Raw genomic sequence first — 16,696 nt, forward strand, 5'->3', positions numbered from 1 at the left:
CGCCAGCATCAACAGGACGGTCGGTGCACCATTGAAGTTGGTGACCTTGTGTCGATCGATCATGCTGAAGATCTCGTCGGGAACCACACCGCGCAGAGACACATGGAGCCCGCCCGCACCCGTCACCGCCCAGGGCATGCACCAGCCATTGCAGTGAAACATGGGCAGCGTCCACAGAAAGACTGTTTCCTTCGAGAAACCGAGCGACCCGATCTCACCCAGAGCGTTCAGGTACGCACCGCGATGCGTGTACATGACTCCCTTGGGCATACCCGTCGTTCCCGAGGTGTAGTTGATCGAGAGCAGCGTATCCTCGGCATCGATCGGATTCTCGATCGGCAGCACCTCTGCACCGGCAACGAATTCCCGGTAGTCCTCTTGACCCTCCCGGACGGGCACGGCGTGGTCGGGGATCTCGATGACGCGCTCCAGCGTCGACGGGAGATCCTGTCCGTCGAGTACGGGCGCGAGTTCGGGATCGACCAGGAGAATGCGCGCACCGGAGTGCTGCAGGATGTAGCTGATTTCGGGACCGGCCAGACGGGTATTGATCGAAACCAGCGGAGCCGCGATCAGGGGTGCCGCGAAATGCGCCGCCAGGTGCCAGGGCGTGTTCGGCGACAGGATCGCAACGCGGTCCCCCGGACCGATTCCCGCGCGCCTCAAAGCCCCGGCCATTCGTCCGACCTCTTCGGCGAGTCGCGCGTAGGTCCATTCCTCGTCACCGTTGACCACGGCGGGGCGGTTGGGAAATACGCGTAGCGTGCGTTGCAAGAACACGATAGGGGTCAGGGGATCGGTCCAGACATCGCTGTGGACGTCGATGCCGGTGGGAGGGGTTCGAGTCATCATCGACTACGAAATCTCGTCGAGCTTGTAGCGATTCGCCAGTTCGTATTTTTCCGGTAGTCCCACCAAGTCGGTAAACTCCTCGAAACTCATCTTCACTTCCGGGTCTTCCGGGCTCTGACCGTTCGCGATCAACTTCGCGAATGCGCGCTCGAGCGCGCGTGCAGCGCCCAACAATCCGGTGAGTGGGTAGACCACGTGCCCAAAACCGAGCGCGCGCAGCTCATCCAGCGGCAAGATGGGCGTCGCGCCACCTTCCACCATGTTTGCCATTAGCGGACCCGGAACCTCGCGACCGATGCGAGCGAGTTCGTCGCGATCCTGGGGCGCCTCCACGAAGATCACATCCGCCCCGGCTTCGCGATATGCGCGACCTCGGGCGATCGCGTCGTCGAGCCCATTTGGCGCGCGTGCATCCGTGCGGCCGATGATGAGCAGCTCGGCATCGCCACGGGCATCGACTGCGGCGCGGATCTTCTGCACGTGCTCCCCGAGCGGGATGACCTGCTTGCCGTGCATATGCCCGCAGCGCTTGGGCCAGACCTGATCTTCGAGCAACACTCCGCCGGCGCCCATCCCGACCAGCGCGCGCAGCATTCGCTGCACGTTCAAGGGTCCACCGTGGCCGGTATCCCCGTCCACGACCACGGGCATATCCACCGCCTGGATCACGCGTCGAGCGGTCTCGAGCATCTCGGTCTGGGTCAGAAGGCCGAAATCCGGTTCGCCCAGTGAAGTCCCGGCGACGGCATACCCCGAAAGGAACAGGAGTTCGAAACCGGCTCTCTGTGCGAGACGCGCGGAGAGCGCATCGTATACGCCAACCGAGAGCTTGATTGAAGGGGATGTTTGAGTCATTCGCCTACCGGGCTGCACAATACCCCAAGCGTGGTGACATCGGGCAGCGCGTCGAGCCCCTCGATGCTGGCGATCAAGAGTTCGGTGCGCTCCCCGCCCAGTGTAAGCGAGGTACAGAAACGCACCTTTCGCAGGCGTTCCTCTTCATCCAGTGGTCGCTGCGGGCTTCCCCGCGCGTGCTCCACGCTCTCCTGGTCCCTGCGTCCCGACTCGAAGAGGATCTCGACGCTGTCTTCGCCATCGAGGGAATCATTGACCGTAACGCGCGCCAGAAGATCCTGTACGTCGTCGCCCTGGCTGCGCTCGTCCGAGAAACTGCGAAGCTCGGGCCAACCGTCGAGCCAGGCCAGAGCGGTGCAGTAGGGCAAGCTGAACTTTGCTTCGAGGCCGCTGGTGGGCCGTGGGTGGATCAGGATCTTCTGCGCGAAAGGATCGATCCGGCACTCGATCGACGCGACGATCTCGTCGGGGTTGCGTTCGCGCAGCGCCAGCACAGCGTCGATCGTGCGATGAGTGAACCTGCACGCCGGATAGGGCTTGAGTTCCAGACCGGGATCGAGCAACGCATACGGGCGACCGAGCGTCGGCAACTCGAGCGTCCGATCACCGCCGTACAGATCAGCCATTCCCATGTCGGCCTCGAAACCGTCATCAACCGCGGTCAGTCCGCGCCGTGCAAACTCTGCCGCCTCCAGGCCGGCGCGTGCAGCGAGGCCGGCGTGCAGCGGTTTGGTGTCGGTTCCGAAGGCCATTCGACTGCCCGATGCGCGCGAGCAGGCGATACCGTAGGCGGCGCGCAGTTGCTCGGGATCCAGGCCCAGCAGCCGCCCGACCGCGGTTGTCGCACCAATCACTCCGAGAGTCGCGGTCGGGTGCCAGCCTTTCTCGTAGTGTGAACGCGTGAGCGCCTGCCCGAGCCTGCACTGCACTTCGAAACCCGCGACGTATGCCGCCAGTAGATCAGCGCCGCTGGCCTTGCGACTCTCGGCCACCGCGATGGCAGCCGGAACGAGCGGCACACTCGGGTGTCCCTGCATCGCCCAACTGACGTCGTCGAAGTCGAGTGCGTGTGCGGCCGCGCCATTGACCAGTGCCGCACTACCGGGCGAAACGCGTTCGCCACTCCCCCAGAGCGTGCCCATGCCGGTGGAGCCCTGATCGAGCACCATTCCACGGACTACTCGGGTCACGCGTTCTTCGCGACCGGCGATTGCACAGGCCAGCACGTCTAGAATCGCCTGGCAGGCCAATACGCGCGTCGGCTCGTCGATGGAATCGAGCTTCAGGGAGAGCGCAAAATCCGCAAGCCTGGCCGTGACGCTCACATCAGCTCCGGCCCAGGACGATCGGGACGATTTCTGCTGCGCTCTCGATCAGGAATTCCGCTCCAGCCTGGCGCAATTCCTCACGCCCGCGCAGTCCCCAGGCACAACCGATCGTGCGCGCACCCGCCGCGCGACCCGTCGCCACATCGACACCGCTATCGCCGACCATCCAGACCTCTTCGATCTCAGAACCGACGGTCTCGATCACATTCTCGAGCACGCGGGGGTCGGGCTTGCGTGCGTCGATCGCATCGCCGCCGAGCACGGCTTCGAAATGCCCCTTGAGATGCAGACCATCGATGATGCGATCGAGGAAGCGGCCGGGTTTGTTACTGAGCACCGCAAGCCGTTCGCTCGAGAGATCTTCGAGGCAGCGCGAGATGCCCGGATAGAGTTCGGTGGTCTCGAGACAGCACTGGTCGTAGTGCAAACGAAAACGCTCGAACCAGACGGCGAGTCGCTCCGGGGTCGACTCCGAATCGGGCAGCGCGCGTTCCAGGAGCTTGAGTGCGCCGTCGCCGATCCAGGCCCGCACGTCCGGTCCCTGGACGGCCGGTTGACCGCCGTCCTCCAGCGTTCGGTTGAGCGCAGTCCCGAGGTCGCGCCACGTGTCCGCAAGCGTTCCATCGAAGTCGAACACCACCAGGCGTCGAGCGCGAGAGCCGTTCATCGACCGGAGCTTAGAGCATGATCGCGGGGTTTGCGAAGCCGCGCGGCAGTGGTACGCTCCAGGCCTCGCTCTGGCAGACAAACCATTGTCGTCAAAGGAGATTCCCGGGCAGACCTGGCACCAGGAGCCAATTTCCGGAGTCGTTGCGAGGAGAAGACCCATGGCAGCGCCCACCCACCCGGCGCGATCGCAAAACGGCGGTACCTCCGCCCAGCGCACGACGAGCCAGCCGTGATCTTCCCGCTGCGCTTGAAGCTGGCGATCCTGGCCAGTGTGTTACTGATTGCCGGTGTCGGCACCGTCTCGGTTCTGGTTTTCGAGCAATCGTCGGAGGCCATCGAGAACGAAGCGCGAAAACGCGGCGAATTCCTGACGCGCCAGTTCGCCGACAACGCCCGAGACCCGCTCCTGCTCGAAGACGATCTGGTGCTCGCGAAACTCGTCCAGACCGTCGCAGAGGAATCCGAAATCCTGGTGGCTCGCGTTCTCGACGCGAATGGCGCCGTGATCGTCTCGTCTCGCGTGACCGAACCCGAACGCCGCGAGCGCATGACCACCGTCGAACTCGTTGGGTCCGGTCTATCGACGCGTGGGATCGGCGGGAGGCTGATGGTGGCCTCGCAGATGAGCTTTCGCGATGTCGACCTGGGTGAAGTCCAGATCATCATGGATCTGGATGCCGTGATCTCGCCAGTGGTTGGCCGCGCGCGGCGCGACATCCTGCTCGCATCGGGAGCACTCCTGATCGTGGGTCTCGCGCTTGCGTTCGCGATCAGCGGTCGAATTACACGCCCGCTGCAAAGGCTGCGCATGGCAGTCAATGCGCTCGCTGTAGGCGACCTGTCGGCGCGCGTCGCAATTACGAGCCGCGATGAGATCGGCGTGCTGGCCCGTGCGTTCAACTCAATGAGTGAGAGCCTGAGCCAGAAGGCGCGCATCGAGACGGCATTCCGGCGCTATGTAAGCGATCACGTGCTCCGCCAGGTAACCGAATCCTCTGAGGAGATCGCGCTCGAGGGTGAGCAGCGCGAGGTCACGGTCATCTTCATCGATATCCGCAAGTTCACGCGCTTGACTCGATCGATCGGCCCACAGAGGATCGTTTCGTTCTTGAACGAAGCTTTCGACCTGATCACCGGGCGCCTGCTCGAACACGGCGCCACCGTCGACAAGTACATCGGCGACGCGATCCTCGCGTACATCGGCGCCCCGATCGAAACCTTCGATCACCCGGAAAGAGCGGTGGCCGCCGCGATCGCAGTGCAGCGATCCGTAGATGAACGCAACTCGAAATACGAGGCATCGGGGCAGTCCTACGTGCGCCTGGAAGTCGGCATCGGGATTCACACCGGTATAGTCGTCGTTGGAAACATCGGATCCGAGCTCAAGATGGACTACACCGTCATCGGCGACCCGGTAAACGTGGCCAATCGCCTGCAAGGCCGGGCGGCCGCTGGCGAGATCATCATGACCGGCGAGGTCTATCGCCGACTCGGGGGTCGAATCGCTGCCGAGAGCCTCGGTGCACTCAACCTGGAAGGCATGGACGTTCCCACAGTTGCCTACAAGGTGGACTACTGAGCAGACCGGACTCCGCGAGGTTTTCCCACAGGCTGCTAGACTTCAGGCGTGAATACGATCCGCTCCCTCCTTCCGCTTTCGCTACTCCCGGCGTTGCTCATCGGCTGCGCTAGCGATCTCGAACGCGGAGAAGCGCTCTATCGCCAGGGCGACCTGCCGGGCGCTCTTTCAGTATGGGAGCACATCGCCGCACCCGACGAGGACTACGAGGAGAGTCGCAGTCGCGCCGACGTGGTGAGCGCAGAACTCACGCAGATGCTCAAGCGCTACGAGAAGCGCGCCCTCTTCTTCGAGTCCGAAGGTCGACTCGGTGAAGCTGTGCTGTATTTCCGTCTGGCACTCAAGATGGACCCGAATCGACGGCCGACGCTGGAACACGTACAAGAGCTGGCGCGAAGGCTCAGGAAACAGGAAGACGCGGAGCGAGCGGGCCTGGCTCAGGCTCTCGAGGAACAAGGCGCGCTACATCGCGCAAATCGACACGCGGCGAACCTCGGACGGCTCAACCCGTTCGATCCGGCAATCCAGATCGAGATCCACCAGGTGCGCCTCGCCGCCGGCGGCGAAGTCGTACAGCACCTGGAAGCGGGTCGGCGGGCCTACACTGCCGGCGATCGGGTCGGCGCGCGCAGCTCTTTTGATCGAGTGCTCTCGCTGGACCCCGAAAACCAGACGGCGCTGGGCTACCTTTCGTATATCCAGCGATTCGAAGAGACGGAAGCGCGTCGCCGCATCGTCGCAGCGCAAAAAGCCGTCCCTCAGGAACCCTTGCCACCGCCTGTGGTCGTCTCCCAGGAGGAGATCCTCGCTGAAGGCCACTACCGATCGGCACAGGAGGCCCACTCGGCGGGCGCTCCGTTTCGGGCACTGGCCGAATACCGGGAGGCAATTCGGGTGAGTCCGCAACACGCCGAGGCCCAGGTGGGCATCCGCAAGCTGCGAAAACAGATGACGCCGATGGTTGAAGAGGTATACGCGTCGGGCAATCGCTACTTCCAGGACGAAGACCTGCACAACGCATTGCGCGCCTGGCGCCGGGTGCTCTTGATAGATCCCGGGCACCAGCGCTCGATCGAGAACGCCGAGCGCGCCGAGCGCATCCTTTCGCGACTCGAGGAGATCCAGACCGGTGGTTCCTAGAACAACGCGTCTGCTCGGTCTGACGCTGGGAGTCCTGATGGCTACGGGATGCGCGAGCGTGCGCGCCCGACTGCCGGGGAGTTGGCTCTCGGGTTCGTCGCAAGCGAACTCCCTCTCGGCGCCGCAACGCGCTACCGATCTGATTCCCCCGGAGGCGATCCGCGTCACCTCGACCGAAGACCGCAGCATTTCGTTGGCCTGGAATCCCGTGCTCATCGGCGACATTGCGGGCTACGTCATCGCGCGCTCGGAGCAAGCTCAGGGACCGTTCGCGATCGTGGGCCGCACGAAGTCGCGTTTTGGCACCGTCTACTCCGACGACGGCGATGGTCCCGGTTCGCTCGGAGACGGCCGGACGTATTTCTATCGCATTCACCCGGTCGACTCTCAGGGACAGATGAGTCGCAGTCACGCCTTCACTTCGGCGACGACGCAATCACCCCCCGATACTCCAACCGGGCTGAACGTGTACTCGAACCTGCCGCGCCGTGCAGTCCTGACCTGGGAGCCGATTCAACACTGGACGGTGTCTGGCTACGGCGCCTACCGAGCGCCCACCGTCGCAGGTCCGTGGGAGAAAGTGGCCACCGTCTTCGGCCGGGTGCGAGCGGTGTACGAAGATCACGTACCCGGAGATCTGCGAGTCATGTACTACCGCATCACCGCAATCAACCGGTTTGGCGGGGAGAGCGAGATGAGCGAACCCGTGCGGGCCGTGACCAAAGCTGAGCCGCTCCCACCCATCGACCTCTCGGTTTCGGAGCGGAAGCTGGGCAGTGTGGGACTGCGCTGGGCCGCAAATATCGAAAGGGACCTGGAGTCCTACGAGATCTGGCGATTGAAAACCGAGGGCGAAGCCTGGAGCGAGCCCGAGCATCTGGCCAGTGTGCCCGCCACCGCAACCGCGTTTACGGACACCACCGTGGGTTGCGGAGAGCCCGTGCAGTACCGGCTGAGAGCGATCGACGCGGATGGGTTGATCAGCGACTACTCCGGCGGTCTGGAACTGCGAGGTCAGGACCTGGGCCTGAGACTCGAACCGCTTCCCGACGGCCTGTGGCGCCTGCGCTGGGATCCGGACCTGGCTCAGGGCTGGGCCATTGCCAGCATCACTCAGATGCGCTGGGCGATGCCCGACCGGACGCTCGGCGAGGTCCGCGATGAAAACTTTTTCGATCTGCCCGACCTCGGCCCTCGCCGGACGCGCCTGCAGGTCACATTGAGCAATACGATCCCAGGCGAGGACGGCTCCGCCAGCCAGACCGTCAGCGCGCCTCGCTGTGAGATCATCTACGCGGCTGGAGATCCTGCCCTCTTGAATCCTCCGGCCGCCGCCGTAGACTGACCGCCTCCGTATTCCTCGGTAGCTCAGTTGGTAGAGCGGGTGGCTGTTAACCACTAGGTCGGCGGTTCAAGTCCGTCCCGGGGAGCCATTCGGACGACGCCGTTCGGCTGCGCGGATTCGGCTCCGTGAAGGCCTCTCCGAAACCGGCATGAGAACTGGCAACGGGCCCGCCTGAATCGCCCAGAAGCGTAGAGTAGAGCGTTCGGCGAAGGATTCGGCCCCGGAGCCACTCCCTGGGGGGTGTGTTAGCCTTCGGCAGCGCGCGCTCCCGCCGACCGGAAGAAACAGTATGGCAAGCCAGACCCTCACCCATCTACAGGCCCTCGAGGCCGAATCCATCGAAATCATCCGCGAGGTCGTGGCCGAATTCGAAAATCCGGTGATGCTGTACTCGATCGGCAAGGATTCGGGTGTGCTCTCGCATCTGGCGCGCAAGGCGTTTCACCCGGCCCCACCGCCCTTCCCGCTCTTGCACGTGGATACCACGTGGAAGTTCCAGGAAATGATCAAGTTCAGAGACGCGTTCTGCAAAGAGAACAATCTGGAGTTGATCGTCCACACGAACCAGGAAGGTCTCGCGAAAAACATCAACCCCTTCGATCACGGCTCCAACTACTACACGACCGTGATGAAGACCCAGGCGCTGCTTCAGGCACTCGAAAACGGCGGGTACGATGCTGCCTTCGGCGGGGCGCGTCGCGACGAAGAGAAGTCCCGTGCCAAGGAACGTGTGTACTCCTTCCGCGATCGAAATCACCAATGGGATCCGAAGAATCAGCGTCCCGAGCTGTGGAATCTGTACAACGGCCGGGTCAACAAGGGTGAATCGATTCGCGTCTTCCCCATGTCGAACTGGACTGAACTCGATGTCTGGCAATACCTGCATCTGGAGGGTGTACCGGTCGTGCCCCTGTACCTCGCGGCCGAGCGACCCGTTGTCGAGCGCGACGGCAACTTGATCATGGTGGACGACGATCGCTTTCGCTTCGAACCCGGAGAGAAGCCGCAGATGCGCCGCGTGCGTTTCCGCACACTCGGCTGCTATCCGTTCTCGGGTGCGATCGAATCCGATGCCGATACGCTGCCCAAGATCATCCAGGAAATGCTCTTGACCAAGCAGTCCGAGCGTCAGGGCCGCATGATCGACTACGACGAAGCAGCCTCGATGGAACGCAAGAAACGCGAAGGCTACTTCTAGTGGCATCTCTGACGGACCAGGAACTGATCGAGCAGGACATCGAAGAATACCTGGCTCGGCATCAGCGCAAGGAACTGATGCGTCTGCTCACCTGCGGAAGCGTCGACGACGGCAAGAGCACGCTGATCGGACGCCTTCTTCACGACACGAAGTTGCTCTACGAAGATCAACTGGCAGCTGTCGCAAGAGATAGCAAGACACAGGGAACCCAGGGAGACGAAATCGACCTTGCGCTGCTCGTTGACGGCCTGCAAGCCGAGCGCGAGCAAGGCATAACGATCGACGTGGCCTATCGCTATTTCTCGACGGAGAAACGCAAGTTCATCATTGCGGATACGCCCGGCCACGAACAGTACACCCGGAACATGGCGACCGGCGCTTCGACCTGCGATCTGGCGATCATCCTCATCGACGCGCGAAAGGGAGTGCTACAGCAGACCCGGCGTCACAGTTTCATCTGTGCACTGCTCGGTATTCGTCATGTCGTGGTAGCCGTCAACAAGATGGACCTGGTCGACTTCGATGAAGCCGTCTTCGAGAATATCGTTAGCGATTACTCAGAATTTGCAGCGAAGCTCGACCTTCCCGATGTGCACTTTCTGCCCCTGTCGGCACTCAAGGGCGACAACGTCGTCGATCGCAGCAAAGAGATGCCGTGGTTCAAGGGCGCGGCTCTGCTCGACTACCTGGAAAGCGTGCACATCGCGAGCGATCGCAACCTGACGGATTTGCGCTTTCCCGTGCAGTGGATCAACCGGCCGAATCTCGACTTCCGCGGTTTCGCGGGAACCGTCGCTTCCGGTGTTCTCAGGCCGGGCGACGAGGTCGTGGCCCTACCCAGCGAAAGCCGCAGCAGAGTCAAAGCAATCCACACCTTCGACGGAATCCTGGAAGAGGCCGTTCCGCCTCAGGCGATCACAGTGACCCTCGAAGACGAAATCGATGTGAGCCGCGGCGACATGCTCGTGCATCCGGGCGCACTGCCGCGCGTCGAGCGAGTTTTCGAGGCCATGGTGGTCTGGATGAGCGAAGAACCCCTGCAACCCGGCGCAGAGTACTTCTTCAAACAAACCACCAACATGGTATCGGGAACTGTCTCGGAATGCCGCTACGCGGTCGACGTGAACACACTCGAGCAACAGAAAGCGTCCAAGCTGGCCCTGAACGAAGTCGGGCGCTGTGTGATCTCGCTGAACCGCGCAATACCGCTCGACGCCTATCGGAACAACCGCCGCACGGGTGCATTCATCGTGATCGATCGAATGACGAACATCACCGTGGGTGCGGGAATGATCGTACGCCGCAATATCGCGGACGAGCGCGGTATGAGTTTCTGGGAAGCCGATCCGCGCAGCGACCTGCTGCAACGCAGAACCAGCTCGGTGGTGGTCGAAGAGCGCAACGAACGCCTTGGCCAGAAACCCGCAACCGTACTGCTTACGGGTCTCGTGGGTGCTGGAAAGACGACCATCGCCTATGCACTGGAACGTCGGCTCTTCGACGCTGGGCGGGCGGTTCAGGTGCTGGATGGAGAGAACTTGCGACTGGGCATCAGTCGCGATCTGGGTTTCAGTTCAAACGAGCGTTCAGAGAACCTGCGGCGGGCGTCCGAAATCGCCCGGCTCTCAAATCACGCGGGACTGATCTGCATCTGCTCGCTGCTTGCACCCAGCCGAAGCGCCCGGGCAAAGGCTCGGGACCTGATCGGCGCCGAGCGCTTCTTCGAGGTTCACCTGACTGCACCGATCGAACTTTGCCGGGAGCGGGATCCAGCGGGTATGTACGAGCGGGCCGACAGCGGGGAGATCCGCTCCTTTCCCGGAGTAACCGCTCCATACGAGGCACCCGAGAATCCCGACCTGGAACTTTCGACCGACCAGATCGACGTCGATGTCTGTGTGGATCGGATCGTTCGCATGCTTTCACAGCGCGGCGTGATCTCCTGACGTCCGGCCTATAGAAGCGCGGACTCGTCATCTGCATTCGCCACGCGAATGCTGCGGTAGGCACACTCGCCGACTCCGCGCTGAAAGATGGCAACGGCGATGCTCAGGTAGTCGTGGCTTGGAATCGAATCCTCGCGCAGTGCGGACCTCACCTGAAGCCTCGTCGTAGACCGAGTCCGAATTGAGTCGCGCGCCTCCGCGATCGAGCCAATCGTTCGGAAAGTAGTTTCCAAAGAGCAATCTTCCACTGCGTTTCGCGACAACCGTGTTCGAGTTGCGCGGGAACGAGATGATCTCACCGTCGCTTCCGATCTTCGTCCAGATCTGGTTCCGAGGCTGAATCCAGATATCGAGCGGACGGCTTGCGTAGACGCAACCGACGGCCAGGTAGCTGACCTGATCACCTTCGAGCAGATCCACACCGCTGTCTCGCGAGGGCGGTTCCGTTGCGGGCAGGTCGATCCACGCGCGAGCTGCGTTCAGACCGTCGGGCAGCCGGGCAAGTGCATCCTCGAGTTCGCGTCGAAAGACCTCCCGATTGGGCGGCCCGGTTCGTCGCCCGGCCAGGCGACGGCCCAGCAACCTCAGCCCGAGTCACGTGGCGACTGTCAGATCTGTCCACATTCTGGCCATTGCGGAATCAGAGTAGCAGGCGGTGAGGGAAGTCCAGCCCGCGAAGACCGGTCATGCGAGCCTTGGAGCAGCTACACGAAAGAATGTCAGTTTCATTCCAAAGCCTTCCGGAACGAAGACTTGAGTTGCCTTCTGCACCTGAGTTGCCGCTCGCGGGTCGGTCGCCGGGTGACCGTCATCACACCACACCGACGACAAGTCACTTATCCGCATTCTTTATGTCTTTGTTGCCTTTTGGGGGGAAACGCCGGACAACGCTCGGCGTTCGAGTCCTTTGCCGCCTGATCTTGATCTTCTGGTGTGCCTCGGCGCAAACCGGAAGCGCGGACGTTCGGCGGCTCGAACCCGATCCGGTGACACCTCTGGCAACTCAGGGCCTGTTCGTGGTCTATGAACCCAGCGTCGACTCCGTTGACGGCTATCGAGTCTATTTCACCGAGATCACCTACCCCGGGCGGGTCACGATGATCGATGTGGGCCTTCCAATCGCGAGCTCGGTTTTGGGTGAATTGTTGTGGTTCGATGCAGACCCGGCGATCTACAAGGTAGAGATGTCCGCGTACATCTCGTTCTCCGGCGGCCTCGTCGAGTCGGCGCGCTCGAATGCGCGATGGGTCCTCGTCCCTTTCGAGATCGCGACACCGGAAGCCGAAACACCGCCCGAGGATCCGACTCCGCCAATCGAGGATCCGGCTCCGGCTTCAACGTCGAACATCCCATCTTCAGACGGCGATCCACGTCTCCTCCACTGGTGGAATTTCGGCGCCAGCCCTGACGATCCCGGTCGCGACTTCGGGAATTCATCAAACGTCGTGAACCTGGATGCGTTGGCGATCGACGCTGCGGATATCCAATACACCGTCGACGGAAGCTATGCGACCTTGGACGGGGACGGTCAGAGATTCGAGAATCGTACCCAACTACAGCTGGGCATCGCTGACGAGTGGACCCTCTCGCTCTGGTTACGACCGGATTCGGCCCTGCAAAGCGCCCATCTGTTCCAGGCCCGAGGTGCCTACCGGCCGGAAGCCGACGAAATCTCGCTGCGCATCAACGGTGGAATCTCCCCCGCTTCCATCGGCATCGATGGATGGGACTCCAACGGCGAACTGGCGCTGAGCTACGAGTTCCCGTCGCCGTTTTCATCGGGTCGCTGGTCACACGCCGTGGTGCGCTACGACGGCAGTCGCGTGCGCTTCGATGTCGATGGCGAGTCCTTTGCCCCCACGGCTGAGAGCGTCGTGTCTTATCGATCCCTGAGTTCCGGTCCGCGCTTCACGGCAGTCGGTGCAGCCGTCGGCGGCGCGAACGGATTCTCCGGAGCGCTGCATTCATTTTCGATCTGGAACACGGCACTTGCGGACAGCGAAGTGGATCAACTCTTCCAGGGTGGTATGGGCTTCGAATTGAATTCCACGCCCCTGGTGTCGAGTGGCCAGGCAGACTCGTCGATCGAGCAACCGGATTCAGGTGGAACTGCAGTCATCGAGCTACCGGCTCCGAGTGAGAGCGAAAGCGATCCGGTTCCACAAAGACTGCACTGGTGGCGCATGGGCTTCGAAAGCGATGATCCGGGCCGGGACTTCGGCGACGCGGCTCAGCTCATTTCGCTGGACTCTCCAGACGATCCAATCGATTCGGCCGACGTGCACACGACAGCGGGCGGGGCGTACGCTGACTTCGACGGCGTTCGGGAGCGTCTCGTGAGCGAACCGAAGCGGCAAATCGGAATCGCCGATCGCTGGGCTCTTTCGGCCTGGTTCAGACCCGACGATCTCTCGAAAGAGATGCGCGTCTTCACGATCCGCGCTGAACAAGATCAGCCGCAGGACTCAATCGAATTGGGAGTGCGGGGGGCGGAACCCGATGCGCCGATCCGCGTGCTGGCCCGAGGTGGCTCCGGGGCGACGATCGACGATCTCGTCTTCCCAGGTGCGCTTGCTCCAGGGCGCTGGGTGCACGTGTTCGCGCAGTACGAAGCGGGTCGGTTCGTCGTCTTCATCGACGGAGAATCGACTGACCCGGCACCCGGTCCGGTGCGTTTCCCCGTGGGACCGATGAGTGCGAGTCCACGAAGCGTATCGATCGGTGGAGACCTGGGTGGGACACAGGAATTCAACGGCTCGATCCACTCGGTCTCCTTGTGGGATGAGTGGTTGAGCGAGGATCAGATCCGCGACCTCCACGCCCGCGGACGTCAGGCCCTGGAACTCACACCCTGATCGGGGATCGCGTTCGCAACGCGATCCTCAGCTGCCCGGCTGGTAGCCCTCGGGGCCGCGAAAACATCCCGCGTGACGACCACCGGTGAATTGCCAGGGACGCACGACCATGTGATGCCCCAGGGAATCTGCCACTCCGATCATCTTCAAGAGCGGAGACAGAGCAATCCAGACGCCACTACTGGCGACCGCACCCACGAGGGCCGGGGGACGCACCAGCGCAACATCGATCACCTTCATGACGGGGCTGGCTCCACAACCGCTGTGATAAGACGAGTTTGCGGAGGCGGGTGTAGCAGATACCAGAGCGACGATGAGTGCAACGAGAACGATTCCATAACGCATTCGAACAGGCTCCTTCACGAGAAGTCTGCATTCTCGCACGCTGGAGCCGCGAGACGAAACTGCGTGACCCGCGCAGTGTGCAACTTCTCACCCAGCAGACTGTGGCAGAACACTATTCCAGTCATGAGAAACCTTCATGAGAAACCGTCTCGAGAAAGAGTGAAAAGAACGCGGCTCACCCCACCACCTTCTTTTCGATCAACTCCTGAAACTGATTCTCTGAATACCCGAGATCCTGGGCCAGCACCTCATGTGTGTGTTGCCCCAACGCCGGTGCCACGCGTAACTCGACTTCGCTTTTGGAAAGGCGCATCGGAGAACCGGGTAGTCGAATGGAACCGTGCGCGGGATGTTCCACGTCCTGGATGAAGCCTCGGGCCTCCAGATGAGGATCGTTGAACAGGTCCTGCGTGTCGTAAATCATGCTACAGGGAACTCCCGCCCCAGCGATGATCTCCATGGCTTCGCGCTTGTCGTACTCGCGAGTCCATTTCGCAATCTCTTCGGATAGCGCTTCGGAATTGGCAGAGATGCTCTCGCCGAAGGAAAAGCGCGGATCGCTGATGAGATCCTCACGATCCATTGCACGTGCGAGCGCCTGCCACATGCGATCGTTTACGATCATGATGTACAGATAGTCGTTCGCCCCGTCGCCTCGGCACGGATACAGATTCATCAACGCTCCGAAACCGTTTCCTGTTCGCGGTGCAACGTGCTCACCCCAGTTGGAAGCAGTCGCGATCATTGTGCGCATGTAGTACATCATCGCTTCCTGCATCGAGAGCTCAATCAATTGCCCTTCGCCGGTGCGTTCCCGTTGAATGAAGGCGGCAGCAATGGCCAGTGCTAGTTGAGTTCCCGTACCTGAATCGGCAATGGTCGGACCGGGACGCATCGGCGGACCGTCGTTGTTGCCCGTCACCGACATTGCGCCGGATGCGGCCTGCGCGATCATGTCCATGACTTTGTAGTGGGCTTGAGGTCCCGTACTCCCGAATCCCTTCACTCGCGCGTAGATCAGTGTCGGATGGATCTTCTTCATGACCTCGTAGCCGAGATCGAGTTTCTCGATCACACCCGGACCGTAGTTTTCGACGAATACGTCGTAGTGCGGCAGCATGTCCAGGAGCAATTTGCGCCCCTCTGGCTTATTGAGATCGATCGCAACGGCGCGCTTGTTGCTATTCCATGCAATGAAATAGGGCGAATCGCTCCCGCCTTGACCGAAACTCCGCCCTGGTTCTCCATTCACAGGCGGCTCGACCTTGACCACATCGGCTCCAAGCCAGGCGAGGGCCTGGGTGGCTGCGGTACCCGCCTCCCATTGCGTCATGTCGAGAATTCGCATTCCATCGAGTGCCGGCATATTGATCTCCTTCAGTCTCTGAGGTGCGCGTGTTCGTTCAAGGTCACAACGCTGCGCTCGCCCGAACTGGCCGCGAGGAAGCGATTGATGCTGGTGTAGGTGGGATCGAAGAACATCGGATTGCCGACCACATTCATCACGTGACCAGCCCAGGTATTGATTACGCCCCCGTGACAGGAAACCGCTACGCGTTGTCGTGGATGGGCGGCGATGATTCCCTCGATGCTCTCGATCACCGTGCGCTGGAAGGCGGGCAGGTCGATCGCTGCGTACAATCCCCCCTGCACTGCTTCTTTCCAGGCGTCGTAGTCGCTCGCCTTCAGCTGTTCCAGCGGAATGTAGGTGTCGGCGTGCTGATCCATCTCCGCGACTCCGGCCTCTACCCGAAGCGACAACCCCTTGAGCCTGGCGAGCGGCTGTGCCGTTTCGAAAGCCCGCTTGAGCGGACTCGTGTAGAGCGCATCGATCTGCTCGGACTCCAGCCAATCCGCCACGCGCTCCGCCTGCTGGCGTCCGACTCCCGAAAGCGGAGGATCGGCTGGACGACCGTCTTCGTTCTCGATGCGCAACGGCAACCCGTGCCGGATCAAAATGAGTTCCATACCTGGGAATCTACAATGGACGGACCGGTCAGAGCGAGTCGGTTGCCGACAGGCTCGACCGGCCGCTGTTCAGACCTGGGGGGCCGTCGTCCGAAGAAGCACCCAGGGAGAAAGCGTGAAGATCGGAAAAAGCCAGGGCCCCTTCGCTTTGATCCTCGTCGCATTGTTCGGTTTACCGTTCGCGGCGGCCGGTCTGTTCGCGCTCTACCAGGCCAGCCAGATATCGGGTCCTCTCGGGAAATCTCTGGGCCTCGGAGCCATCGGCCTGGTCTTTTCAGTTCTGGGGCTCGGCCTGTCCCTGTTCTACCTGTGGCTGAGTCGGCAGAACAGCGCCATGCTCGCCCGCTATCCCGACCAGCCCTGGATGTTGCACAAGAAGTGGCGAGACGGCCGAATTTTCGGCTCCACGCGCACGGCGATGCTCGTCGCCTGGATGATGACGATCGTATTTGGCGCTTTCTCGATCCCTTTGCTCACTGCCCTGCCGAAAGAACTGGCCAGGGGAAACCACGCGATTCTGATGACGCTGATGTTCCCCGCGGCCACGCTCGGCCTTCTGATCTGGGCTGTGCGTACGACTCAACGCTTCCTACGCTTTGGCAGCGCATTTCTTCAG

At 61.8% G+C, this 16,696-nt stretch carries 15 protein-coding genes and 1 tRNA gene; 8 read left to right on the forward strand and 8 right to left on the reverse strand.

Annotation, left to right across the window (positions count from 1 at the left end):
- From GY725_00260 to GY725_00275, 4 genes are all read right to left on the reverse strand, one after another.
- The coding region (locus GY725_00260; protein MCP4002602.1) for an AMP-binding protein at positions 1–852 on the reverse strand (852 nt) is incomplete at its 3' end.
- Positions 853–855: 3 nt separating this feature from the next.
- Entirely contained in the window at positions 856–1,707 is an 852-nt protein-coding gene (locus GY725_00265; protein MCP4002603.1) for an isocitrate lyase/PEP mutase family protein, read from the reverse strand.
- On the reverse strand, positions 1,704–3,032 hold the full coding sequence (locus GY725_00270; GenBank protein ID MCP4002604.1) for an MmgE/PrpD family protein: 1,329 nt from the start codon (positions 3,030–3,032) through the stop codon (positions 1,704–1,706). The genes GY725_00265 and GY725_00270 overlap by 4 nt, the downstream gene beginning before the upstream one ends.
- Before the next feature lies 1 nt (position 3,033).
- Entirely contained in the window at positions 3,034–3,702 is a 669-nt protein-coding gene (locus GY725_00275) for an HAD family hydrolase (GenBank protein ID MCP4002605.1), read from the reverse strand.
- A 231-nt stretch (positions 3,703–3,933) separates the two neighbouring features.
- On the opposite strand from GY725_00275, the gene GY725_00280 reads away from it, so the two are divergent.
- The 6 genes from GY725_00280 (at position 3,934) to cysN (ending at position 10,912) form a co-directional block, all read left to right on the forward strand.
- A complete protein-coding gene (locus GY725_00280) occupies positions 3,934–5,283 on the forward strand; it encodes a HAMP domain-containing protein (protein ID MCP4002606.1) in 1,350 nt (449 codons plus the stop codon).
- 48 nt (positions 5,284–5,331) lie between these two features.
- Positions 5,332–6,423 (forward strand): hypothetical protein, encoded by a 1,092-nt coding sequence (locus GY725_00285; protein ID MCP4002607.1) that lies wholly within the window; start codon positions 5,332–5,334, stop codon positions 6,421–6,423.
- The gene (locus tag GY725_00290) at positions 6,413–7,768 is read left to right on the forward strand and encodes a hypothetical protein (protein ID MCP4002608.1); all 1,356 of its coding nucleotides are present in this window, start codon (positions 6,413–6,415) and stop codon (positions 7,766–7,768) included. Before GY725_00285 ends, GY725_00290 begins: the two co-directional genes overlap by 11 nt.
- A gap of 12 nt (positions 7,769–7,780) precedes the next feature.
- A tRNA-Asn gene (locus GY725_00295) sits at positions 7,781–7,856 on the forward strand.
- Between the two features lie 201 nt (positions 7,857–8,057).
- Positions 8,058–8,966, forward strand: coding sequence for a sulfate adenylyltransferase subunit CysD (cysD, locus tag GY725_00300; GenBank protein MCP4002609.1), 909 nt, complete (start codon positions 8,058–8,060; stop codon positions 8,964–8,966).
- A gap of 8 nt (positions 8,967–8,974) precedes the next feature.
- The gene (gene cysN, locus GY725_00305; GenBank protein ID MCP4002610.1) at positions 8,975–10,912 is read left to right on the forward strand and encodes a sulfate adenylyltransferase subunit CysN; all 1,938 of its coding nucleotides are present in this window, start codon (positions 8,975–8,977) and stop codon (positions 10,910–10,912) included.
- A 27-nt stretch (positions 10,913–10,939) separates the two neighbouring features.
- Here cysN and GY725_00310 read toward each other — a convergent pair whose 3' ends face one another.
- Positions 10,940–11,494, reverse strand: coding sequence for a hypothetical protein (locus tag GY725_00310; protein MCP4002611.1), 555 nt, complete (start codon positions 11,492–11,494; stop codon positions 10,940–10,942).
- A 404-nt stretch (positions 11,495–11,898) separates the two neighbouring features.
- On the opposite strand from GY725_00310, the gene GY725_00315 reads away from it, so the two are divergent.
- Positions 11,899–13,767, forward strand: a complete 1,869-nt coding sequence (locus GY725_00315) for a LamG domain-containing protein (GenBank protein ID MCP4002612.1) — start codon at positions 11,899–11,901, stop codon at positions 13,765–13,767.
- Positions 13,768–13,794: 27 nt separating this feature from the next.
- Here the strand turns inward: GY725_00315 and GY725_00320 are convergent, their stop codons facing one another.
- The 3 genes from GY725_00320 to GY725_00330 form a co-directional block, all read right to left on the reverse strand.
- A complete protein-coding gene (locus GY725_00320) occupies positions 13,795–14,112 on the reverse strand; it encodes a hypothetical protein (GenBank protein ID MCP4002613.1) in 318 nt (105 codons plus the stop codon).
- A 175-nt stretch (positions 14,113–14,287) separates the two neighbouring features.
- Positions 14,288–15,478, reverse strand: coding sequence for a CoA transferase (locus tag GY725_00325; GenBank protein ID MCP4002614.1), 1,191 nt, complete (start codon positions 15,476–15,478; stop codon positions 14,288–14,290).
- A gap of 11 nt (positions 15,479–15,489) precedes the next feature.
- Positions 15,490–16,080, reverse strand: coding sequence for a histidine phosphatase family protein (locus GY725_00330; protein MCP4002615.1), 591 nt, complete (start codon positions 16,078–16,080; stop codon positions 15,490–15,492).
- A gap of 115 nt (positions 16,081–16,195) precedes the next feature.
- Between GY725_00330 and GY725_00335 the strand changes: the two genes are divergently transcribed.
- Positions 16,196–16,696, forward strand: a 501-nt coding sequence (locus GY725_00335; GenBank protein ID MCP4002616.1) for a hypothetical protein, incomplete at its 3' end; no start/stop codon positions are given.

It is taken from the genome of bacterium (assembly GCA_024226335.1).
GTDB lineage: Bacteria > Myxococcota_A > UBA9160 > SZUA-336 > SZUA-336 > JAAELY01.